This is a genomic window from Ureibacillus massiliensis 4400831 = CIP 108448 = CCUG 49529, assembly GCF_000772965.1.
In the GTDB taxonomy this organism is placed as follows: Bacteria; Bacillota; Bacilli; order Bacillales_A; family Planococcaceae; genus Ureibacillus; species Ureibacillus massiliensis.
Window position 1 is genome coordinate 94,366 of the sequence record NZ_JPVQ01000007.1, and the last position, 24,831, is coordinate 119,196.

At 34.8% G+C, this 24,831-nt stretch carries 21 protein-coding genes; 1 reads left to right on the plus strand and 20 read right to left on the minus strand.

The window, feature by feature from the left end:
• Window positions 1-3 precede the first annotated feature (3 nt).
• From CD30_RS06145 to citZ, 13 genes are all read right to left on the minus strand, one after another.
• On the minus strand, window positions 4-351 hold the full coding sequence (locus CD30_RS06145; RefSeq protein ID WP_036173928.1) for a helix-turn-helix domain-containing protein: 348 nt from the start codon (window positions 349-351) through the stop codon (window positions 4-6).
• A 242-nt stretch (window positions 352-593) separates the two neighbouring features.
• Window positions 594-1,190: a dephospho-CoA kinase gene (gene coaE / locus CD30_RS06150; RefSeq protein ID WP_036173931.1), complete on the minus strand. Its 597-nt coding sequence runs from the start codon at window positions 1,188-1,190 to the stop codon at window positions 594-596.
• A 13-nt stretch (window positions 1,191-1,203) separates the two neighbouring features.
• The gene (mutM, locus tag CD30_RS06155; RefSeq protein ID WP_036173934.1) at window positions 1,204-2,076 is read right to left on the minus strand and encodes a bifunctional DNA-formamidopyrimidine glycosylase/DNA-(apurinic or apyrimidinic site) lyase; all 873 of its coding nucleotides are present in this window, start codon (window positions 2,074-2,076) and stop codon (window positions 1,204-1,206) included.
• Between the two features lie 12 nt (window positions 2,077-2,088).
• Window positions 2,089-4,716: a DNA polymerase I gene (gene polA / locus CD30_RS06160; protein WP_036173937.1), complete on the minus strand. Its 2,628-nt coding sequence runs from the start codon at window positions 4,714-4,716 to the stop codon at window positions 2,089-2,091.
• Window positions 4,717-4,978: 262 nt separating this feature from the next.
• On the minus strand, window positions 4,979-5,401 hold the full coding sequence (locus CD30_RS06165; protein ID WP_235802010.1) for a DNA polymerase I: 423 nt from the start codon (window positions 5,399-5,401) through the stop codon (window positions 4,979-4,981).
• A gap of 184 nt (window positions 5,402-5,585) precedes the next feature.
• A complete protein-coding gene (gene hflC / locus CD30_RS06170) occupies window positions 5,586-6,617 on the minus strand; it encodes a protease modulator HflC (protein ID WP_036173943.1) in 1,032 nt (343 codons plus the stop codon).
• The gene (hflK, locus tag CD30_RS06175; protein ID WP_036173946.1) at window positions 6,614-7,570 is read right to left on the minus strand and encodes an FtsH protease activity modulator HflK; all 957 of its coding nucleotides are present in this window, start codon (window positions 7,568-7,570) and stop codon (window positions 6,614-6,616) included. The genes hflC and hflK overlap by 4 nt, the downstream gene beginning before the upstream one ends.
• Window positions 7,571-7,801: 231 nt before the next feature.
• Entirely contained in the window at window positions 7,802-9,250 is a 1,449-nt protein-coding gene (gene pnpS, locus CD30_RS06180; protein ID WP_036173949.1) for a two-component system histidine kinase PnpS, read from the minus strand.
• Complete coding sequence (locus tag CD30_RS06185) at window positions 9,247-9,960, minus strand: response regulator transcription factor (RefSeq protein ID WP_036173952.1); 714 nt, start codon at window positions 9,958-9,960, stop codon at window positions 9,247-9,249. Before CD30_RS06185 ends, pnpS begins: the two co-directional genes overlap by 4 nt.
• A 51-nt stretch (window positions 9,961-10,011) precedes the next feature.
• A complete protein-coding gene (locus CD30_RS06190) occupies window positions 10,012-10,449 on the minus strand; it encodes a MaoC/PaaZ C-terminal domain-containing protein (protein ID WP_036173955.1) in 438 nt (145 codons plus the stop codon).
• Between the two features lie 241 nt (window positions 10,450-10,690).
• The gene (gene mdh, locus CD30_RS06195; RefSeq protein ID WP_036173958.1) at window positions 10,691-11,629 is read right to left on the minus strand and encodes a malate dehydrogenase; all 939 of its coding nucleotides are present in this window, start codon (window positions 11,627-11,629) and stop codon (window positions 10,691-10,693) included.
• Window positions 11,630-11,861: 232 nt separating this feature from the next.
• Window positions 11,862-13,127, minus strand: a complete 1,266-nt coding sequence (gene icd, locus CD30_RS06200) for an NADP-dependent isocitrate dehydrogenase (RefSeq protein ID WP_036173961.1) — start codon at window positions 13,125-13,127, stop codon at window positions 11,862-11,864.
• An 85-nt stretch (window positions 13,128-13,212) separates the two neighbouring features.
• Window positions 13,213-14,328, minus strand: coding sequence for a citrate synthase (gene citZ / locus CD30_RS06205; RefSeq protein WP_036173964.1), 1,116 nt, complete (start codon window positions 14,326-14,328; stop codon window positions 13,213-13,215).
• Between the two features lie 254 nt (window positions 14,329-14,582).
• On the opposite strand from citZ, the gene CD30_RS06210 reads away from it, so the two are divergent.
• Complete coding sequence (locus CD30_RS06210; protein ID WP_052126066.1) at window positions 14,583-15,545, plus strand: AI-2E family transporter; 963 nt, start codon at window positions 14,583-14,585, stop codon at window positions 15,543-15,545.
• On the opposite strand, the gene CD30_RS06215 is transcribed toward CD30_RS06210, so the two are convergent.
• The 7 genes from CD30_RS06215 to dnaE all read right to left on the minus strand — a co-directional run bounded on the left by CD30_RS06215 (window position 15,532) and on the right by dnaE (window position 24,761).
• Window positions 15,532-15,921 (minus strand): FxsA family protein, encoded by a 390-nt coding sequence (locus tag CD30_RS06215; RefSeq protein WP_036173967.1) that lies wholly within the window; start codon window positions 15,919-15,921, stop codon window positions 15,532-15,534. The two genes, CD30_RS06210 and CD30_RS06215, sit on opposite strands and share 14 nt — an antisense overlap.
• A 144-nt stretch (window positions 15,922-16,065) precedes the next feature.
• Complete coding sequence (gene pyk, locus CD30_RS06220; protein ID WP_036173970.1) at window positions 16,066-17,826, minus strand: pyruvate kinase; 1,761 nt, start codon at window positions 17,824-17,826, stop codon at window positions 16,066-16,068.
• Window positions 17,827-17,852: 26 nt separating this feature from the next.
• Window positions 17,853-18,812 carry a 6-phosphofructokinase gene (pfkA, locus tag CD30_RS06225; protein WP_036173973.1) on the minus strand — a complete coding sequence of 320 codons (960 nt, stop codon included), beginning with the start codon at window positions 18,810-18,812 and terminating at the stop codon, window positions 17,853-17,855.
• 189 nt (window positions 18,813-19,001) lie between these two features.
• On the minus strand, window positions 19,002-19,958 hold the full coding sequence (accA, locus tag CD30_RS06230; protein ID WP_036173976.1) for an acetyl-CoA carboxylase carboxyl transferase subunit alpha: 957 nt from the start codon (window positions 19,956-19,958) through the stop codon (window positions 19,002-19,004).
• Window positions 19,951-20,826 carry an acetyl-CoA carboxylase, carboxyltransferase subunit beta gene (gene accD / locus CD30_RS06235; RefSeq protein ID WP_036173979.1) on the minus strand — a complete coding sequence of 292 codons (876 nt, stop codon included), beginning with the start codon at window positions 20,824-20,826 and terminating at the stop codon, window positions 19,951-19,953. Before accD ends, accA begins: the two co-directional genes overlap by 8 nt.
• A gap of 23 nt (window positions 20,827-20,849) precedes the next feature.
• Window positions 20,850-21,506, minus strand: a complete 657-nt coding sequence (locus CD30_RS06240; RefSeq protein WP_036173982.1) for a FadR/GntR family transcriptional regulator — start codon at window positions 21,504-21,506, stop codon at window positions 20,850-20,852.
• A gap of 165 nt (window positions 21,507-21,671) precedes the next feature.
• Window positions 21,672-24,761: a DNA polymerase III subunit alpha gene (gene dnaE / locus CD30_RS06245; protein WP_036173985.1), complete on the minus strand. Its 3,090-nt coding sequence runs from the start codon at window positions 24,759-24,761 to the stop codon at window positions 21,672-21,674.
• Window positions 24,762-24,831 lie beyond the last annotated feature (70 nt).

Below are 24,831 nucleotides of genomic sequence, written 5' to 3' on the forward strand. Positions count from 1 at the left end.
CGATTAATTTTGTATACCTAATTGAGTTTTTTTCTTTATTGCTTCTTCTAGTATTTGCTGAATTTGATTTAATAGTTCTTCATCCAATAAGAGACCATCCCAGTGAAGTCCTTTCTGATTCAAAAGGGTACGGACATTTTGTTGTTCTTTTCGTACATCTGTAATTCCCAATATGTAATCGACACTGACATCATAGAGCTCAGATAATTGACGTAATCGCTCTAATGGTGGTCTCCGATATTTAGATTCATAAGAAGCATAGCTAGATTTTTTAATGCCTAATTTCCTACCTACTTCCTCTAAAGTATATCCATGTTCAAGCCGTAGTTCTTTCAGACGCTGCCCATGCATATTTATATCCTCCTTTCGTTTTATTTTTTTTCCCATTTTAACGACTCTTCGGGGAAATAAATTATACGGATTTATAGAATTATTCTCTCCGTTAAGCTTTTAAAAGTATACCCAAAAATAAGAAAGAAAATAGGAGAATAGAAGCAATTTTCCTCTTTGGAAATAATTACTTTTACTCAATAACATTAAAATAGAAAAAACCGACCAGAATTATCTGATCGGCTTATATGTTGATATTTTATTTAGTCAATAACATGCCATTGACGTAGTATTACCTCTAGTTGATTACGACTTTCATCGATTGAACCATTATTATAAATAACCGCATCTGCCCCCTGTTCCTTTTCAGATAATGGTAATTGACTACGAATACGGACCAGCGCATCTTCTTCGCTTAATTGATTTCTATCCATTAATCTTTTTAGCTGTGTATCCTCTGAAACCGTTACAACTAAAATTTTATCGACAAAATGCTGTAGTTTACTTTCAAATAGAAGGGGAATATCCATAATAACGGTTTTCGCACCATTTGCTAAATGCTCTTCTTTCTGACGAAGCATTTCAGCACGGATAGCGGGATGAATAATATTATTTAATGTTTTCCGTTTAGTCTCATCATGAAATATTAATTCGCCTACCTTTGTGCGATTCATTTCTCCCTTTTCCGTTAGTACTTCTTGTCCAAAGGCTTCAGCGATTTTTTTTAATGTAGGAGACCCAGGCTCAACGACTAAACGTGCCACTACGTCGGCATCAACAATTGGTAAGCCATATTCTTTTAACATTTTTGCAACGGTGCTTTTCCCACTTGCAATACTACCTGTTAATCCAATAATCATACATACACACCTTTTAATGTTGACATTGTGGACAATAGACGGAAGTTCGCCCCCCAATAATCAACGATTTCGTTATTGTCCCGCAATTAGGACATACTTTTTTTCCATACATTTTTAATCGGTGCTGCATACTACCAGCTTCGCCATTTACATTGCGGTAATCAGAAATCGTTGAACCGCCATTATCAATACTTTCTTGTAAAATAGTACGGATAGTTTTAAACAATTCTATTTTTCGTGTTTTACTAATTCGACCTGTTTTTCTCCCTGGATGAATACTCATTTTAAACAAGGCTTCAGTGGCATATATATTTCCGCAGCCAGAAATCACTTGACCGTCCATAATTACTTCTTTAATTGGCTTATTTTGATACTTAGGAAGTTCACATTTCATGAGAAAATATTTTAAAGCTTCTTCCTCAAAGGGTTCAGGTGCCATTTCTAATAGTGGCGGATGATCTTCGATGCTAGCTAGTAACCGCATTTCTCCAAAACGACGAATATCTGAATAGATAAGCATCTCACCCGATGTTAAATGAAAGATTGCATGAACATGCTTTTTAAATTTCTCTTCATGAATGTCATGTAAGCTTTGTACAACAAACCATGCACCTGTCATCCCTAAGTGATTAACAAATAAATAATGTTGGTCATTTTTTTCCACATCAAAATAAATATATTTCGATCTTCTCGTGACTTTATGAATCGCCATACCTTGCATGACTTCTTCAAATGCGATTGGATCCATATTTTTTACTATACATTGCTTTCCAGCTGCACATGACTCATAGATTGTTTTGGATAGTTCGACTTTCGCAATTTTTTTGCCTTCTACAGCTGGCGAAAGTGCCCGAACAACTCCTTCTACCTCAGGTAATTCAGGCATAAATTCACTTCCTTATTTTGCATCGTACCATGTATTTCCGTATGAAAAGTCCACTCTTAACGGAACGGCAAGTTCAATCGCATGTTCCATTACATCAGGTACAATTCGTTCTAATATTGCTATTTCATCTTGTGGTGCTTCAAAGATCAATTCATCGTGTACTTGAAGTAAAAGTTTCGATTTTAACCCTTCAGCTTTTAATCGTGCATCCATATCGATCATAGCTTTTTTGATGATATCTGCTGCACTTCCTTGGATTGGTGTATTCATTGCTGTACGCTCTGCAAAGCTTCTTAAATTAAAATTTGAGCTTGTAATATCAGGCAAATATCTTCTTCTATTTAAGATTGTCGTAACATATCCTTTTTGTTTTGCCTCTTGAACAATTGACTCCATATACTCTTTAACACCTGGGAAGCTTTGTAAATATTTATCGATAAATTCAGCCGCTTCTTTACGTGTTATATCTAAGTTTTGAGAGAGTCCGTAGTCACTAATTCCATAAACAATTCCAAAGTTTACTGCCTTTGCAGCCCGTCGCATATTCGATGTTACTTCATCCTCTGATACATGGAATACATCCATAGCTGTACGGGTGTGAATGTCCATTCCTTTTATAAATGCATCCACAAGATTTTCATCTTTTGACATATGTGCTAATACGCGCAGCTCAATTTGAGAGTAGTCAGCCGCAAACAATACCCATCCCTCTTTGGAAGGTACGAAGGCTTGTCTAATTCGACGTCCCTCTTCTAAACGAATCGGAATGTTTTGTAGGTTCGGGTCAGTTGAACTAAGTCTGCCTGTAGCAGTTAAAGCTTGTTGGAATCGTGTATGCACTTTGCTGTCTTCACAATGTACTTCCTTCATTAACCCTTCAATATAAGTGGATTGAAGTTTTGCAAGTGTACGGTAATCCAAAATGGAGGCAACAATTTTATGTTTTGATTTTAGCTTTTCTAATACATCTGCTGCCGTTGAATATCCCGTTTTTGTTTTCTTTACAACAGGAAGCCCTAATTTATCAAATAAAATTACACCGAGCTGTTTTGGTGAGTTAATATTAAATTTTTCATCTGCAAGCTCATAGATTTCATTTTCAAGCTGAGAAATTTTTCGTTCTAAATCCTCACCCATTTTTTCTAGTGTAGAAATGTCTACTTTAATTCCTTCACTTTCCATTCTTCCTAAGATAGCTGCTAAAGGTAATTCTAAGTCATGATACAAGTCAAATTGCTCGTTCTCATGAAGCTTTTGTTCCACAATCGGTTGTAATGTCCAAATAGCAAATGCTTTGCGACTCACATGTTCGGCAAGGACATTCTCCTCTGGAACTGCCCATTTCGCACCTTTACCATAAATCGTTTCATTTGCTTGAACATCAATATAACCAAACTCTTTTGCGAGTGTGGCTACATCATCACCTGAAATAGAGGGATTCACAATGTAAGATGCTAATAGTAGGTCAAATGCTACACCACGTAAATCAATATCTATTCTTTTTAAAATAGCTTGTGCAGCCTTACTGTCAGAAACATATTTTTTCTTTGTTTCATCCTCAAGCCAATTTTTAATTATTTCATTTTGATGCATTACGTTAAAAGGAACATAATAGGTTTTAATTCCATTTGTCATTGCCAATCCAAGTAAACGACAAGAGTGATAGTGTTCGTTTTCTATTTCTAAATGTACAGCCATCACATCGTTTAGCATATCTTCAGTAATTTGATCTACAATTTCAAATGCAACTTCCTTAGTTTCCTTTTCTTCCATTGTGAAATTACTTTTTTCTATTAATGACTTGAAGGATAGCTCTTGCCATACATTTAGAACTTCTTCTTCGTTAGGACCAGCATAATGTAAATCATCAAGTGTAATTTCAATTGGTGCTTCTGTATAAATGGTAGCAAGCTGCTTTGACATTTTGGCTTGTTCTTCGTTCTCTACAAGCTTTTCTTTCATTTTTGACGCTTTCATTCCGTCAATATTTTCATAAAGGTTTTCCACAGTGTTATATTCTTTCAAAAGCTTAATGGCTGTTTTTTCACCGACACCAGGAACACCAGGAATATTATCTGAAGAATCACCCATTAACCCTTTCATATCAATAATTTGTTCAGGTGTTAATCCGTATTTTTCTTCAATATGAGCTGGTGTATAGTGCTCTATATCTGTCATACCTTTTCGTGTAATGTAAACTGTCACATTATCCGTCGCGAGCTGAGTTAAGTCTTTATCACCTGAAACAATAATCACTTGCATATTTTCTTTTTCAGCCTGTTTTGCAAGGGTACCGATAATATCGTCTGCTTCATACATTTCAAGTTCATAACGTTTAATTTGATAAGCATCAATTAGCTTACGTAAATAAGGGAATTGTTCTGATAATTCTGGTGGCGTTTTTTGTCTTCCACCCTTGTACTCCCCATAGGATTCATGTCTAAAGGTTGTTTTTCCAGCATCAAATGCGACAAGCATTTTTGTCGGTTTTTCTTCATCTAGTATTTTTTGTAGCATCGTCGTGAAGCCATATACAGCATTCGTATGTATGCCGCTATCATTTGTTAATAGTGGTAATGCAAAAAATGCTCGATAGGCTAAACTATTTCCATCTAATAGTAGTAACTTTTCTTTTGTCATCACTTAATCTCCTTTTTCAACACTGTATAGAAATGCATTTTCATTTTTTATCTTCTAGAGGATTTGTTATAAATTTAAAATTGATTATTAAAAGATTATTGTTAATTGCTAGAGGAGACTATTTCATCTGCCTATTGCTTTCATCGGAAATACTGTTTGGAACGAAAATCAACTGTATCATTTAAAACACTCTTAATTGTATTATAAAACACGTATCCATCTTAATCGACGAATACGTGTTATTTTTAATCTTTATATTTAATTATGCATGATGAATTTCGTTTTTTTCATAAAAAATCTCTTCATAAATAACAGTCGCTAAAAATGCATTCATAAACGCAAAGACGATATATAATGGCATTCCACCTAAATCATATCCCATAAGTGATCGGAAAAATACTTCGATTAAGCCAACTTGTACAAAAAAGAAGATCATTCCAACACCAACTTGCCAAATCGGACGCTTATCTTCCCTTTTATCAAACTTCAGTACCTTTTTAAAACTATTTCTTACCTCTTCAGAAATGAATAATGATAGCGATAAAATGAAGATAAATAGAATAGGAATATGGAAGATTTCTATTTTTAACCACGTAAATGATGTTGAGCTAAACAGTGCAGTTACAGAACAGGCCATCATAATTGCTACAAGACAATTTTGAAAATATTTATTGAATGTTTGCAACAAAAATCCCCTCAAATCTAATAAATTTTTGATATATATATTATTATAACAAGAATTATATTATTAGATAGTAGTAATTTTTGTTATTCAATTTTCAATTCTACATCAAGCGTTACAAATTTTTTAAATAAGCAATGAACATAAAGGCATCTAAAGGTTCAAACCCTTAGATGCCCACTTTTTATTATTCTAAATACCCTGAAAGGATAGATGCATATGGAGAGTCGGACGGAATGATAATTACCGTATCTTCTCCGATTGTTTGTTTATATGTTTCTAATGTACGATATAATTCGTAGAACTCAGGATCTTTTAAGAATGCTTCATTATAAATTCTTGCAGCTTCTGATTCTCCTTCAGCTTTAATTAACGCAGCTTCTTTTCTAGCCGTTGAAAGTAATTCAGTCACTTCTCGGTCTGTATTAGCTTCAATACTACGCTTTTCAGCATCCCCTTCAGATAAATATTTCTGAGCCATTGATTCACGTTCCGAGATCATTCGTGTATATACTGATTGTTCGTTTTCTGTAGGTAAATCCGTTCGACGAATTCGCACGTCTACTACCTCTATACCATAATTATCATTTTTTAATAATTCATTTACTTTTTCAGTAAGGATGTCATTTAAACTACCTCTTGAAGAATTTTCATCATTTATAATTTCATCGTAGTTTAATTGACCAAGCTCTGTACGTAGAACTGAGAATATAAATTCATCCATACGCGCTTCAGCATTTGCAATTGTTCTTGCCGTTGAGATTAACGCTTTCGGGTCTGTTACTCGCCAAATCGCATAATTATCAACAATAATACGCTTTTTATCTAATGTAGTAATCTCTTCTTCAGTACTCATATCATAAGTCATTACATTTTTAGGTAATGTTGATACAGTTTGAATAAATGGGATTTTAAAATATAAACCTGGCTCATCCTGATACTGAACAACTTCACCAAATTGTCGTACTACTTTATATTCATTTTCTTTTACTACATACAAATTAGAAATTAAAATCACTAAAACTGCAAAGAATAGAATGACTACAGTAGCTATTTTACCAAGGTGCTTAAAATTAGTTGGTTTTTTGTTATCATTAATGATTTTTGCTTCTTTTACTTCTTTTGCTTCTTCATCATTCTTCTTTTTTTTGTTATTTCCATTCCCAAAAAGAGACTGAACGAATTTATCTAAATCTGAATTAAATTTATCGTTGCTCATTCTTTATCGCTCCCTTCCGTTACAGGTGGCTTCGTAGTAGAAGGTTGAATTGGTAAATACTTTAATGTATCACCATTATCATTCATAATATAAATTTGCGCATTAGGTAATACCTGCTCTAATGTTTCTAATATTAAACGAGATTTTGTTATATCTTTATTAAGGCTATATTGTGCATATAGACCATTAAAGACAGCAACATCCCCTTCAGCTTGCTGAATTCGAGACGTTTTTTCACCTTCAGCAATAGAAATAATAGCATCTATTTCTCCTTGCGCCTCACTAATCTTTTGATTTCTATATTTCTGTGCTTCATTCAATTTTGTATTTTTTGTTTCACGAGCATCTGTTACAGCTGTGAAAGCTTGACGGACTTCTTGATTTGGCAACTCAACATCCTGTAATTTAACAGTTAAGATACTTATGCCAATATCATATTTATCTATTAAAGTTACAAGTAAATCTCGAGTACTTGCTTCAATCTCTGCTTTTCCTGCTGTTAAAGCTTCATCAATTGTAGAACTACCAATAATAGATCTGATTGCTGCAGATGTCGCGTTATGTAATATATCTTCTGGATTATCTGCATTAAATAAATATTTTTCTGGATCCGTAATTCTCCATTGTACAACTAAGTCAGTTAGGACAATATTTTCATCACCTGTGATCATTTTCGTATCACTTTCATGGGCAACAATTTCACCGTTCTCATTTTGGTCATAACCAAATGTTAAACTAAATGTTTCTTTCGATAACACTTCTACTCGCTGTATTGGCCATGGTAATTTAAAATGCAATCCTGCTTCTGCTACTGTTTGATCAGCGTGACCAAACGTAATAACAACCGCTTGCTCTGATTCATCAACTGTATACCAAGAAGTTAATGCTGCAACGATGATAATCAGACCTACGATTGCAGTACTAATTAATAATAGAGCTCTTTTTACGCTCATGTAAGAACCTCCCTTTAAATACTCGAACTTTCGCTTCTATTAATCTACGGAGTACTACCTCAAAAAGTTTCAAAATATAAAAAATAGCGAACGATATACTTATCGTCCACTATTTTTTAAGACAGCATTTTTTTCACAGCTATACTAAATCTGAAACAGGGGGGGTTTCTATAAAAAACTATAACTATATACTATGAAGTTGATATAAAAATAATGTAAATGAATTGTTAATTATTTTTTCTTTAAAGGAATCATCACTTTCATACAAGTGCCTTTCCCAACTTCACTATCCACTTGAATCTTACCATGATGTGCTTCAACTAAATGTTTTACAATAGCAAGCCCTAATCCTGTTCCCCCAGAGTTTCTACTTCTTGCTTTATCAACACGGTAAAATCGTTCAAAAATACGAGCAATTTCATTTTTTTCAATACCCATCCCTTGGTCTTCCACTTCTACAATACCATAATCTTCGTTTTGTTTAATACGAAGCGTGATAGTCTTATCCTCAGGGGAGTAAGTGATTGAATTTGTTATTAGATTTGTAAATATTTGAATTAACCTGTTTGCATCACCCATAACTGTTACATCACGGGCGATATCTACTTTAAATTCCATGTTCTTTTCATCTAATCTTGGACTTGTTAACTCCACCGCACGTATTAATACATCTTGAAGGCTTGTTGGAGCAATGTTAACAGAGAAGCCATGCTGTTCAATCTTAGATAGTTCTAACAAATCATTAATCAACATTTGAAGTCGATTACTTTCTTGATAAATGATATCTAAAAAGGAAAGTAGCATTTTTTCATCTTTAAATGCACCATCTAGTAGCGTTTCTGAAAATCCTTTTATTGAAGTGATGGGTGTTCTTAGCTCATGACTTACGTTTGCTACGAAATCTTTACGTATTTGCTCTAATCGAATTAACTCGGATATATCATGTAATACAATGACTACACCTAACCAACGTCCATGTTCACCAACTACTGGTGCTCCGTATACTTGTTTATAGAATATTTCCTGCTGCACTTCCACTTCTATTTGTTTACGGTATGGTGATTCTGTTAGGAAAACGTGATCGATAAATTTCTCAACTTCTTTTGGTAAGCCTAGTGTTAAGAAGTTTTTGCCTCGGACTTCATCAAAAGATAACTCAAATCCTTCTAAAAAGCGCCGATTTACTATGGATACATTTCCTTCTCGCCCAATCATAATAAGTGCACTGCCCATATTTTCAATTAAGGTTTTTAGCCTTTCCTCTTCCACTTCACGGGTTTTTTCTATTTCTTGTAAAGTGCGGGCTAAATTATTTACTGAACTTCTTAATTCTACAATTGTTGCTGGGCCCATTGCATATGCTCTTGCACGATAATTCCCTTTTGTTAGCTCATTTGCTGTATTCGTAATATTTTCAAGTGGTTCTATCATGTTTCGGATTAGTCGATATGCTCCAAAGCTTATAAGTACAACTGCAAGGACAATTAAGATAAATAATGCCAAAAAGTATTGAGAATTTATATGATGTAGCGATTCTTCATTAAATGGAATGTCGTTTTTTATAAAATAATTTTTCAGAAAGAAAGGAAAAAGCTGACCTAAGATAATTCCAAGGACAGCAAAAATCGAAACAGTTATTAACATAAAGAATAAGAACAGTTGATTACTGAACGATTTCATAGATTTTTCGGCTCCTCAAACTTATATCCAATACCACGAATTGTTTTAATAAATTTTGGCTTTCGACTATTTTCTTCAATTTTTTCACGAAGATGACTGATATGAACATCGACAATCCGAGTATCTCCAGCAAAATCATAATTCCATACTGCACTTAATAATTGATCACGTGTTAATACTCGATTTTTATTTTCTAGTAAATAAACAAGTAACTCAAATTCCTTTGGTGTAAACTCTAGTGGTTCATCATCAAGCAATGCTTCAAATCGTTCTGGATATACGACTAGTTTGCCAAATTGTAATGTTTTATTTTCTAAATCCTCTTCTTCAATATCAGAAGACGGTGTAAAACGTCTTAATACCGCTTTAACTCTAGCAATTACTTCACGAGGGCTAAACGGTTTCGTCATGTAATCGTCTGCACCTAACTCTAACCCTAGAACTTTATCAAACTCATCATCTCTTGCCGTCAGCATAATAATCGGAATATTCTTCTTCTGACTGCGTAATTCTTTACATATTTCCATTCCATCCATTGTCGGTAGCATTAAATCAAGTATAATTAGGTCCGGAGATTTTTCTAAAGCTGTATCAAGACCTTCTTTTCCATCATGGGCTAATAAAACCTCAAAGCCAACTCGTTCAAGATTGTACTTTAATAAAGTAGCAATGGATACTTCATCTTCTACTACTAAAATTACTTTTGACATACAAAGTCCTCCAAAAAATGATTTGAAACCCCCATCTCAAATCAGTATTTCCTACAAAGGAGGCATAACTATTACAATGCCTTCTATTACTGGCTTATTACTTTCGTTAGTTGCGTTTACATGAATATAAATTATATTTTCTGAAATATTTACGCTATCTACTTCAAGTATAATATTAATTGTTTCATAATGATAAACAGGTTCAATAAATCTCATATTTTGTTCGATAATTCGAGAACCTGGTCCTGGAATATGTTTGGAAATGGCAGATGTAATAATACCATTAAGCATAATAGTAGGGACAATTGGTTTTTGATACGCTGTTTCAGCTGCATAATCATGTTGGATATAAAGAGGATTACTATCGTTTGTTAAACCTAAATACAATAATAAGTCTTTATCTTCAATTTTCTCGGTTAAATATAACTTTTCACCAATTGAAATTTCCTCAACCTTCTTCCCTAGCTTTATCCCCTTTCGTATCAACAATAAAGCATCTCCTTCATTCTCAGTTTAATTTCATAGTAACAATTTTTTCAGAAAATAACAATCTTATATACAAAGCTAAAATTGTGTCGATGATTTTACTTCAATTAGTAATTTGCTTAAGTTGGTAGAAATCATTTCTGCTACCTTCATTTTTCACCTACGGCATCTAGTTTTGGAGAAGAATTACCCAAGTAATAATAAAAAAAGGGTAAGGAAAAAATCCCTACCCACCATTTATGAATTATTCTAATACCGTCATTACCTCTCGAACTGCTTCGGCTGATACATCTAATGCTGCTTTTTCCTTTTCAGTTAAATCTAATTCAAAGATTTTTTCGATTCCATCTGCACCTAGCAATGTAGGAACGCCAAGGTAAATTCCTTCATAACCATATTCACCTTCTAAATATGCGATAGATGGTAATACACGTTTTTGATCTTTAATTATGGCCTCAGCCATTTCAACTAGTGCAGCAGCTGGAGCATAGTAAGCTGAACCATTACCTAATAGATTAACGATTTCACCTCCACCAACTCTAGTTCTTTGAACAATCTCTTCTAATCGGTCTGGTGAAATTAATGTTTCTAACGGAATACCACCAGCATATGAATAGCGCGTAAGTGGTACCATTGTATCTCCGTGTCCACCTAATACAAAGCCTCGAATATCTTTCACCGAAATATTTAATTCCTCCGCAACAAATGCACAGAATCGGGCAGTATCTAGAACTCCCGATTGACCAATTACACGGTTTTTTGGAAAGCCCGTTTCTTTAAATACTGTATAGGTCATGGCATCTACTGGATTCGTTAAGACTAAAATAACAGCATTGGGAGAATACTTTGCAATTTCAACTGATACGGATTTCATCACTTTTTGATTTATTTGAACTAAGTCATCTCGACTCATACCAGGCTTTCGAGCTACACCAGCAGTTATAATTACTAAATCAGAATCTGCAGTATCCACATAGTTAGAGGTACCCTTTACATGTGAATCAAAGCCTTGTACAGGAGCCGCTTCCCACATATCCAGAGCCTTTCCTTTAGTAGGATTTTCCGCCTGTGGAATATCAACTAATACGACATCGCCCAGTTCTTTTTGTGCTGCTAAAAACGCTGCTGTTGCTCCAGTGAACCCTGCACCAATTACAGATATTTTCTTTCTTTTTAGTGACATATTATAGCACTCCTTTTTATTTTAAGTTTGCTTTGATCTTTTATATAAAGGGAGGACACCATTATTACTATCCCTTTCATAAACTAAATTTGATAAATTAACCATCTAAACTTAATATATCCAAAAGAGCAAGAAATAAAAAGATGGGTAGCCATTAATTCATAAAGTATTAATACTTTATTCATAAAAGCTACCCATTTTTCATTTATAAATTATATATTATGCGTAAGAATTAAAGGTTTTTAATTAACTCATTAGCGAATTCAGAACATTTAACTTCAGTAGCACCATCCATTAAACGAGCGAAGTCATAAGTAACAACTTTTGAAGAAATTGTATTTTCAACAGATTTAGTAATTAAATCTGCAGCTTCTTGCCAGCCTAAGTGTTCAAGCATTAATACGCCAGAAAGTAACACAGAAGATGGGTTAACTTTATCTTGGCCTGCGTATTTTGGAGCTGTACCGTGAGTTGCTTCAAAAATCGCATGTCCAGTTACATAGTTAATGTTCGCACCTGGAGCGATACCGATACCACCAACTTGAGCAGCTAATGCATCAGAAATATAGTCACCGTTTAAGTTCATTGTAGCAACTACATCGAACTCAGTTGGACGAGTTAGGATTTGTTGTAAGAAGATATCAGCGATAGAATCTTTTACGATAATTTTACCTGCAGCTTCAGCATCAGCTTGTGCTTTGTTAGCAGCTTCAGTGCCTTGTTCTGCTTTAATTGCATCGTATTGGTTCCAAGTGAATACTTTATCTGCATATTCACGCTCAGCTAATTCGTAACCCCATTTTTTGAATCCACCTTCAGTGAATTTCATGATGTTACCTTTGTGTACTAATGTAACAGATGGACGTTTATGTTTAATTGCATATTCGATAGCAGAACGTACTAAACGTTCAGTTCCTTCTTTAGAAACTGGTTTTACACCGATACCTGAAGTTTCTGGGAAACGAATTTTGTTTACTCCAAATTCAGTTTGTAGGAAGTTAATAAGTTTTTTAGCTTCTGGAGATTCTGCTTCGTATTCAATACCAGCATAGATATCTTCAGTATTTTCACGGAAAATTACCATATCAACATCTTCTGGGCGTTTTACTGGAGAAGGAACACCATCGAAGTGACGTACTGGACGTAAGCAAACATATAAGTCTAGTTGTTGACGTAATGCAACGTTTAAAGAACGGATACCGCCACCAATTGGTGTAGTAAGAGGGCCTTTAATTGCAATAAGGTATTCATTAATTTTATCTAAAGTTTCTTGTGGTAACCATTCACCAGTTTGGTTGAATGCTTTTTCACCAGCTAGAACTTCTAACCATTCAATTTTCTTTTCACCATTATAAGCTTTTTCAACAGCTGCGTCGATTACGCGAGATGCTGCAGCCCAGATATCTGGACCAATTCCGTCTCCTTCAATGAAAGGAATCGTTGGGTTATTTGGTACTTGAAGTACGCCATTTTCTACTACAATTTTACCGTTAGTCATGATATAGCCTCCTAAATTCATAAGTCTAGGACTGTGTTTGTTTATCACAAACGCAGTCCTAGACAATTTTAACATATTTTATTAATTAGCGCGCATCTACTGGTACATATTTTTGGATACCAGGTCCAACGTACTCAGCACGAGGACGAATTAAGCGGTTATTAGCATATTGCTCTAGAATATGTGCTATCCAACCAGAAGTACGAGATACAGCAAAAATTGGTGTGAATAAATCATGTTCGATTCCTAATGAATCATATACAGATGCTGAGAAGAAGTCAACATTTGCTGGAAGACCTTTTTGACCAACAACCATATCATGAATTTTCACTGACATATCATAAAGCTCTGGCTTACCAGTTAATTTCGTCAACTTTTCACTCATTAAGCGTAAGTGTTTCGCACGTGGATCACCTTTACGATATACGCGGTGACCGAAGCCCATGATTTTTTCTTTATTATCTAATTTATTTTGAACCCAAGATTCAACATTATCGATTGTACCGATTTCAGATAACATTCTCATTACTTGCTCATTAGCACCACCATGAAGTGGGCCTTTTAAAGCGCCGATCGCAGCAGTAATACCAGAATATACATCAGATAAAGTAGCTACACAAACACGAGCAGTAAATGTAGATGCATTTAATTCGTGGTCAGCATGTAGTACTAATGCTTTGTTGAATGCTTCAATTTCGATTGCTTCAGGTTCTTTACCGTGTAGCATATATAAGAAGTTTGCAGCATAACCTAATTCAGGCTTTGGTGCAACTGGTTCTAAACCTCTACGCACACGTGAGAACGCAGTTACAATTGTAGAAATTTTTGCTTGTAGACGAATAGCTTTACGATAATTTGCTTCCGGAGTCATTTCATCAGCTTCTTCGTCATATACACCTAGTAATGAGATCGCCGTACGTAATGCAGCCATTGGATGTACAGTGTTTAAAGGCATAGCTTTAAACGTAGCAATGATATCTTGTGGAATAGCAGCATTTTCTGCTAATTGTTGTTTTAACTCAGCTAGCTCATCAGCTTTTGGAAGACGAGTATGCCATAAAAGATATACTACCTCTTCAAAAGAAGCGTTTTCTGCTAAATCATCAATATTATAGCCAACATATGTAAGTGTGTCATCGATGATTGAGCTGATTTTAGACTCAGCCGCTACGATACCTTCTAATCCGCGTGTTGCTGTCATAAATAATCTCTCCCCTTATAAATATTTTGTAAGTGCTTTCTTTTCTTTCAAAATAGACACTTAAGTAGTTCTGCTCAATGAACCTATAAGTAAATCGCTTACATGAACATTATAATAAATATTGACGGCTTTGTGAATGAATTTAGTAGAATTTAAGAAAAAGTTGCAATTTGGATAATTTTTCTACATTATCGAGAATATTTTTTACCCAACGAGATAAGAGTAGCAAAAAAATTAGGTGGTGTAATTTGTAAATGAATAAACTTAGTGAAATTTCCTTCAAACCGATACTAAAATACATTGTTTTAGTTGTTTACTTATTAATATTGTGGTTCATTTTCCCTATATCAATTGCAATATTTTTTGCTTATCTTACTTATCCAATTGTTGAATTTTGTCATAAGCGATTGAAACTTCCGTACATTTTAAGTGCCATCACTATATCTATATTGATCTTTCTGCTAATATATTCATTATTTTATATTACCATTCAAAGTTTAATCAGTATTTACCCAGAAATTAAGTTCCAAGTTGAAAACATACCAATTATCGAATCAAATAATTTTATAATTTTCGATACAATCTATGAACAATCAATGTCTCTCATTGATTCGGCAATTATGACCATCATCAATTCTATCCAGCTTCTATTTGGTTATATACTTGAATTTTTCATCTTTATTTTTGCATTTTACTTTTCATTATTTGAATCTAGAAAAGACCGAAGTTGGTTTTTCATCTATGTTCCGAAGCAATTTCGATTAGAGTGGAAAAAATATTTCACTCGCGCAATTGACCTATTTAGCTATTTCTTATTTGTTAGCTTCCAATTATTTATGGTTACATTTTTCTTATTAAGCTGCGGTTTTGCGTTATTACAATTTGAACAACCTATAAGTAAAGCATTTTTGATTTCCTTAGCTGATTTCCTTCCGTTTTTCGGTATCGGATTATTTATTATACCCATTGCTATTTACTTTATTGTTATTGGACAAAGTTATTTAGGATTTGCCCTTATCGTACTTTTCATTTTTATCATGATTACTAGACAAATCCTTGAGTCCTCATTATGGGCTTCAACTTTCCAGCTAAGAGCCATTCATACCTTTTTTATAAGTGGTGCATCCATCTTATTATTTGGTATTTACGGAATTTTATTAAGTCCATTTATTATTTTACTAGCATTAAAGTTAAAGCAAAGGTCTACTTATTTATAATGATGACATTTCCACTTTCCATTTTTTTACGAAGCCATTTATAAATAAATGGTTTATAGATCTTACGAGAAAAGCCAAAAAGCATAGAAAGTCCAATAACATCAGTTAAAAAACCCGGTAACACGAGGAGCACTCCACCGATAAAAATTAAAAAAGTATCGACCATGGCTGGTCCAGGTGCTTCTCCTCTTTTCATATTAGTCTGCATATTTTGTATAGAATACATTCCTTGTTTTTTTGCAACTACCACTCCAATAATACTAGTTAATATTATTAAAAGTAATGTATTAAAAACACCTATTAGTTTTCCTACTAATATAAAAATCGCTATTTCGATTAATATCATTGCCATAAAACTAAACATTAATTTTTTCAATACGATTCCCCCAATAAGTTTCTATTAAAACTGTATATGAAAGACTATGTTTGTTCAAATTGAAAGTATCCTTTTATTACTATCAATATGTAGGATAAAAAAAGTAGACAAATTCTTGTGGAATTTTGTCTACTTTTAGCTTTATTATAGAACGCTTGCATGCCCTTTATAAATTACACCTGTTTCGGCGTCCATTGTTATTTCTTGTCCATGACGGATCAATGTTGTAGCTTCCTTGACCCCAACAATTACTGGAATTCCAAGACTTAGTCCTACTACTGCAGCATGACTTGTTAAGCCACCTTCTTCTGTAATAATCCCTGCACAATTTTCAATTACAGGCATCATTTCACGATCAGTTCCGATTGTGACTAGTATGCAACCTTCTGTGTCATAAGCTAATGCTTCACTTGCATTTTTCACTACAACAGCCTTTGATACTACAGAAGATTTCCCGATTCCTTGTCCTTTTGCTAATAAGTCACCAATTACATGTACCTTCATTAAATTCGTTGTACCAGCTTCTCCAACTGGAACACCAGCTGTAATAACTACAACATCTCCATGGTTTACATATTCATGTTTTAGTGATTCATCAACCGCCAATTCAAGTATTTCATCCGTTGTCGTCACTCTTGGTGTGACAATTGGTGTGACACCCCAAACTAAAGTAAGCTGTTGAGCAGTTGAAGGTAAATCTGTAATTGCAATTATCGGAACACCTGGACGGTATTTTGCAATCATCTTAGCAGTTGTACCACTTGCAGTAGGAGCTAAAACAGCCTTTACCCCTAAATTAATGGAAGTATATGATACTGCTTGTGATAATGCTTCAGTCATCGTTGTACCTTTTTCGCGACTTCTAGTAGAAACAATCGATCGATAATCTAGTGAGTTTTCCGTAAATTCAGCGATGTTATTCATCGTTTTAACTGACTCCACTGGATATAGGCCTGCAGCCGTTTCACCAGAAAGCATGATTGCATCTGTTCCATCGATAATTGCATTTGCAACATCACTTGCTTCTGCACGTGTTGGGCGAGGATTTCTTTGCATTGAGTCTAACATTTGCGTAGCTGTAATAACAGGTTTTCCAACTTGATTGCATTTTTTAATAAGCGATTTTTGTACTAATGGTACAACCTCAGCAGGTATTTCCACACCCAAATCACCACGAGCCACCATTAAACCATCTGAAACCTCGATAATTTCATCAATATTATCGACACCCTCTTGGTTTTCAATTTTAGGAATTATTTGAATATGATTCCCGCCATTTTGCTCTAATAATTCGCGTATTTCAAGTACATCCTTTGCAGTTCGAACAAAAGATGCTGCAATAAAGTCAACGCCTTGCTCAATACCAAATAGTATATCTTGAGCATCTTTCTCTGTAATACCTGGAAGTTTTACCGAAACACCTGGTACATTAACACCTTTTTTATTTTTTAATACCCCCGCATTTTCAACGATTGTATGAATTAACCCCTTTTCTAAATCTTTCGCTAAAACTCTTAGCTCAATTAATCCATCGTCTAATAAAATGCGATCATTTTGATTTACATCTTCGATTAGTTTTTCGTAGGTTACTGAAAATACGTTTTCATTTCCTTCAACCTCAGTCATGGAAATATCTATAACTTGTCCAGAAACTAAATGTAGCTCTCCGTTTGCCATATTATGAGTTCTAATTTCTGGTCCTTTTGTGTCAAGCAAAATGCCGATTGTTTTATTTAATTTTGCTGCTACATCTCGGATTGTTGCAATTCTAACTGCATGTTCTTCATGATTACCATGGGAAAAGTTTAATCTTGCTACGTTCATACCTGCTATCATTAATTGTTCTAGCATTTCTGGTGATTCACTAGCAGGTCCAATTGTACAAACTATCTTCGTTTTTCTCATTATTATTCGCTCCGTTTTACTTAGATTTAAATCGACAATTCTTTTGATAATGTATATAAGCTTATTTCTGCCTTATGTTTCATCTTGAAAGCTTCATCTAAATCATAATCAAACACTTCGTGGTTTTTTATCCCAACTGCACGACCACTTCCACCTTCAAGTAACACTTCAACAGCTCTTGCACCTAAACGACCAGCAAGTACCCGATCTCTTGCAGAAGGGGCTCCTCCTCGTTGAATGTGTCCAAGAACCGATACACGCGTATGAACGCCTGCTTTTTCCTTTAATATTTGTGCAAGCTCTCCACCTGACATAACACCTTCAGCAACGATGATGATGCTATGCTTTTTCCCTCTCGCTACTCCTCGATTCATACGTTCTATTATATCATCAAGGTCATAAGGCTCTTCAGGAATTAATATCGACTCAGCTCCTGCTGCAAGACCAGCCCATAAGGCTAAATCACCTGCATCACGGCCCATCACCTCTACAATAAATGAATTCTCGTGTGAAGTTGCAGTATCTCGAATTTTATCAATCGACTCAACAACGGTATTAAGTGCCGTATCAAATCCTATTGTATATTCTGTTCCGGGAACATCATTATCGATTGTTCCAGGGACTCCAACACATGGGAAACCTTTTTTACTAAGGGCCAAAGCTCCACGATATGAACCATCTCCACCAATTACAACTAGTCCTTCAACACCCGCCTGTTTCATTTTTTCTAAGCCTTGTTGTTGATATTTGTCTTCTTTAAATTCCGGGCATCGAGAAGAAAATAACATTGTTCCGCCTCGTTGGATAATCCCGCCTACCGCACCTAAATCTAATAGTTCCATTTTACCTTCGATAAACCCTTCATATCCACGGTAAATTCCCATTACATCAACTTGATGGTAGTTCGCTTTTCGAACAACTGCACGAATTGCCGCATTCATCCCTGGGGCATCTCCGCCACTTGTCAAAACTGCAATTTTCTTCAAAGAATCAACCTCCCAAACAATTCCTCATAATAAACACATTATCATAAAATGGAAACATTGTAAGTATTCCAAAAAACTAAATACATTACTTTTACAAAAAAATATATTTTGGATAAGCTCTAGAACTTGTTGTTTAAGAAAAAACGACAAAATCTTCTTTAAGACTTTGTCGATGTTTCATTCATTCTTTTACAATTCAGTATATTGACCAATTGCTCTAAATTTATCATATCGGTCATCAATAATTTCTTTAGCCGATAGTAAACTTAGCTCTTTTAGCGATTCAATTAAGCATTCTTTTATGGCTAAGCTTTGAGCAGTAACATTTCGATGTGCACCACCTGAAACTTCAGAAATAATACCATCAATGATACCCATTTCTTTTAAATCCTGTGCCGTTATTTTCATAGCTTCAGCTGCTTGTTTTGCTAGGCTAGCATCCTTCCATAAAATCGAAGCAGCTCCTTCTGGGGAAATAACAGAGTAAGTTGAGTTTTCTAGCATAAAAATGCGATTTGCAATACCTAGTGCTAGTGCACCACCACTTCCGCCTTCTCCAATTACGATACTAATAACCGGTACTTTTAAGCCTGCCATTTCAAATAAATTTTTAGCAATTGCTTCACTTTGCCCACGTTCTTCTGCAGCTTTACCTGGATACGCTCCCTTTGTATCAATAAAGCAAAGAATTGGACGCCCAAATTTCTCAGCCTGTTTCATCAGGCGAAGTGCTTTTCGATAGCCTTCTGGATGTGGCATTCCAAAGTTTCTTCGAATATTTTCCTTAGTCGCTTTACCTCTTTGGTGGCCAATAATCGTAATAGGTTCTTCCTCAAAGAATGCAATGCCCCCAACGATTGCCTCATCATCACTATAATAACGATCACCGTGAAATTCGATAAAGTCCGTAAAAATTTCTTGAATATAATCTAATGTAGTAGGACGCTCTGGGTGTCTTGCAACTTGAACACGATCCCATGGCTCCATATTCGAATAAATTTTTATTTCTAGCTGACGTAGTCTTGTTTCTAATGTTTCAATTTCTTCAGACATATCTACTTCTGCATTTTTCGCTATATCTTTCAGCTCTTCAATTTTTTCACGAAGTTTTACAACAGGCTCTTCAAATGCCAAGTTTTTAGACATTCGAAACCCCTCCTTTACGATGAAGCTTCACAATCGTTGCAACTTTATCTCTCATTTCTTTTCGGTGAAAGATTGCATCTAATTGTCCATGTGCAAGTAAAAATTCAGCTGTTTGGAAGTCATCAGGTAGTTTCTCGCGTACAGTTTGTTCAATTACTCGGCGCCCTGCAAATCCAATTAGTGCTTTTGGTTCAGCTATATTGATATCCCCTAAAGAAGCAAAACTTGCTGAAACTCCTCCAGTAGTTGGATGTGTCATAATCGAAACAAACAGTAACCCAGCATCGCTATGACGCTTTAATGCAACACTTGTTTTTCCCATTTGCATTAAAGAAATAACACCCTCTTGCATACGTGCTCCACCACTTGCTGTAAAAATAATAAATGGAACTTTTAAATCTGTCGCCTTTTCAATTGCTCTAGTAATCTTTTCACCAACAACAGATCCCATAGACCCCATACGGAAATGAGAATCCATAATTGCTACTACTACTTTTTCTTCCTTTAAAGTACCAATTCCAGTAAGAACAGCTTCATTTAAACCTGTTTTTTTCACATCAACTTCCACTTTTTCTATGTAAGAAGGGAAGTTTAACGGATTGGATGTTTGTAAATGATCATCTAATGATTCAAAAGAACCTTCATCTAGGAAACAATCTACTCTTTCCCAGGCAGTTAATTTAAAATGATGATCACAATTTGGGCAAACCTTTTTGTTATTTTCTAGCTCTTTTGTTAAGTATATTTTTTTACATTCTGGACATTTTGTCATTAAATCTGCGGGAAATTCATTTTCTTTATCTCGTTCGATTACGACCCCGCCCTTCGATTTCTTACGATTTAACGATATAAAATTTCTTATCGCCATCATAATCCCCCTTAATTTGAATATTAATTCTCATTTTCATCAATATTTCTTAAATAATTCATCCAACTGTCGTATGCATTTAATGCTTCTTTTGTATAACCTAGCTGGAGTGATTTTAATAATACTAGAAGAATAGGTTTTTCTTCTTTTGTCGTCATTCTTTTAAAATGCATAGCACTATAAGCGGCTAGTTGCATCCAAATTTTTAATGCAAGACGATTACCTGAAGCAATCATAATTTCTCTTAATATATGGTCTCTTACTACATCGCTTTCAACTTCAATTTTAAAAAATAAACTTTCCCAAACAGGCAATGATGTTAGTTGTTTGTCAGAACAAATTACTCGAATTGCTTCTTTTTCATGCATTCTTCTTGTTGCATGGACTTCTTCAAGTGAGCGAGTGTTTTTTAAAATAAAGGATGCTAAAATTTCTACTAATTGAATATGTTGTCCAGAAGATAAAAAGGTACCGCCACCATGTCTTGTTTCGATCAGCCCAAGCAACTCCAAGCTTCTCAAAGCTTCTCTAACAGATGAGCGTCCAACATTCAATCGTTCTGAAAGTACTCTTTCAGACGGTAGCTTATCACCAGGTCCTATACCTTCTACCTCAATTAGCTCTTTTAATTGTTTGACAATCTCTAAAAATACTTTTTTGTTTTCCTGTTTAGTTTCCATAAACACCTCTTAACTTAAGGTCTACGTTTGTTTTTATTCGAAGAACACATGGAATATTACAAATGTAATTAAAAAGTTAAAAGTGGTCTGACCACTTTTAACTATAAGGATACAAAATGAATTTATATTTGTAAAGAAAAAACTGTACAAAATGTACAGTTTTTTCTAGATATTAGCATTTTGTGCTTGATAAATGGATTTAGTTTTTATTTGAGGCTTACCATTTCGCATTTCAAGTTGACCTTCAACAATAATAGTCAGCTCCTCTTTTATCCAGCCTATAACCCCATTATATTCCTTTGGAAAAAGTGTTAATGAAACATTTCCAAACTCATCTGTTAATTGAACAAAAGCCATTAACTCACCTTTTTTTGTTCTTACTTGTCGAATTGTTTCTACAAGACCAACGAGTTTCACAAATGCATTTGGACGGAGATTTCGAAGGCTTTTCGTAGTGACATGGATATCACGAAATGATTTTCTAATCATTGTAATAGGATGTTCCGTTAAGTAGAAGCCTAACACTTCTTTTTCAAATTGTAGTTTCATCTTTTGAGGTATTGGCTCAACCTCAATGTATTTTGGCTTACCAAAAATAGTTGGGTGTTGTGAAAATAAATTAACTTCTTCAGTCGGTCGAACAATCTTCGCATGCTTTTCAGCTGCATCAATCGTTGCTAACAAACTTGCACGATCTCTACCAAAATCATCTAATGCTCCTGCTTTTATAAGCGGCTCTATTTCCTTTCGTGTAAACAATGTAGCACTCAATGATGTTGCTAAATCAAAAATATCTCCAAAAGGCTGTTCTTTATTATTTCGGATTTCCATTAATTTTTTAATGAAATTTTGGGATACCCCTTTAATAACAGATAAACTAAATCGAATTTTTCCATTTTCCACAGTAAAATGACGGTAGCTCTTAAATATAGAAGGTTTTAGTATTTCAATTCCTTTATTTTTTGCTTCTAACATGAATTGGAATAGTTTTTCTGGGTTGCCGATTGAATTAGTCATTAAGGCAGCATAAAAATGCACTGGATAATTTGCTTTTAAATAAGCCATTTGATAGGAAATAAAACTATATGCAACAGCATGACTTTTAGCAAATCCATAATTTGCAAAGCGTACGATCAGTTCGTAGACTTCATTTGCTATTTTTTCTGAGAAGCCCTTACGAACTGCTCCTGTAACAAAAGCTGCTCGTTGCTCTTCTAATATTTCTCGATTTTTTTTACTTACCGCTCTTCTCAATAAGTCTGCTTGTCCTAATGTAAAACCAGCCATCACATTGGCGATTTGCATGATTTGCTCTTGATAGACGATGATTCCATAGGTTTCTTTCAAGATTGGCTCTAATGCCTGGTGAGGCATATAAACAGTCTCTTTACCTGCTTTCCTTTTCGCGTAATTTGAAATAAACTCCATTGGGCCAGGTCTGTATAAAGCATTTACCGCAACAATATCTAAAATTTGTGTCGGTTTTATTTCCCGTAAAGCATTTTGCATACCTTCCGATTCTAATTGAAATATGCCTGCTGTATCGCCGTTTTGTAAAAGTTGATAGGTTTTTTCATCATTTAAAGGAATTTGATTTAAGTCAAAATCTATGTTCGTTGAGTATAAGATCCCTTTACGAATTTGTTCGATGACTGTTAAATTTCGTAATCCTAAAAAGTCCATTTTTAATAGACCAAGCTGTTCCACTTCTTGCATCGGCCATTGTGTTAAATAAATATCGTCGTGTCCTTTTTCAATCGGTACAACTTCCACTAATGGAACTGGACTTAAAATTACTCCAGCAGCATGAGTTGAAGCATTCCTTGGTAGTCCTTCCAGCCTTCTAGCAGCTTCAAACCAACGTAGTCTAATCGGCTCGCCTTCAATCCACTTTCTTAAACTTTCTGAAGACGAGTACGCTTCTTCTAAAGTAATTCCAAGTTTGTTCGGTATTAGTTTGGAGATCATTTCAAGTGTTTCACTTTCAAAATTAAACATTCGCGCAACATCTCTAGCAACTGCTTTTGCAGACAATGTTCCGTAAGTGATGATTTGTGCAACTTGCCCTTTTCCATATTTTTTTGCAACGTATTCAATTACTTCATGTCTACGAGTATCAACAAAGTCAATATCGATATCAGGCAATGTAATTCTCTCGGGATTTAAAAAACGTTCAAATAATAACCCATATTTAATAGGGTCTACCTGGGTAATGCGGAGTGCATATGCTATTAGCGAACTAGCGGAAGAACCCCGTCCAGGTCCAGTTAAAATTTTTGCATCATAAGCAAATTTCATAAAGTCAGAAACGATTAAAAAATAGTCAGCATAACCCATAGAATTGATAATGCTAAGTTCATATCGAAGTCGGTCTAAGTAAGCTTCATTCGGCATTGACTGTAATCGATCCTTCAATCCTGTCAAAGCTTGTTCATAGAGTATATCCTCGGCAAGAACGCCTTCTGGTAATGGGTACTTCGGCATAAATGTTTGATCATGCTCAAGTTGAACTAGACAGCTTTTTAACAAACGACTACTTTCTGCAATCCACTCAGGATGATCATTAAACCATTCTTTCCACTGATTGGATGTTGGCACATATTGATCACTCGTTACACTACCATCCTTTTTATCACTTAATTTAATGCCTGTTTGAATAGCTTCCGCAACCTCAAAGGCAAAATGATCCTCTGGCTTTAAAAATAAGCATTCATGAATTGCCATCACGCTACAGTTCAATAGGTTACTTATGCTAATCGCTTTATCTTCAAATGGAGATACATGTCCACCAGCTCGGGAAATACCAATAAGAACAACTTCAAATGTTTTATTTATTTGGAAAAGTATTTCTTTATTTTCTTCTTCTAACCAAATACCTTCTTCCTCTAATATAGGGATGACAATAGCTAATCCCTTTGAATATCCTAATAGCCATCGAAACGGCAGCAACTCATCATCACGAATGGAAATACCGCTTGTTATTTTCAAAAGGTTTTTATAACCTTCATTTGATTTAGCATATAAAATGACTGGGAGTGTCGAGTTTTCATAATGCACATGAACCTTTAAACCTACTACAGGATGAATTCCTGCCTTTTTAACAGCTTGCCAAAAAGGCAAAAGCCCGTACAATTTAGAATTTACGATTGCACATGCTTCTGCCTTTTGTTGTTGTAGGAAGGGGATGAGCTCTTCTATACGAATTGTACTTTTCAATAAATCGGCACTTGTTCGTATTTGCGGATAGCTATTCAAACTACATCCCTCCTTTTAGTTATATAGACTCTCGGCATTCGCCGAGCTTTGTGGTTCAAGGATTTTCCTC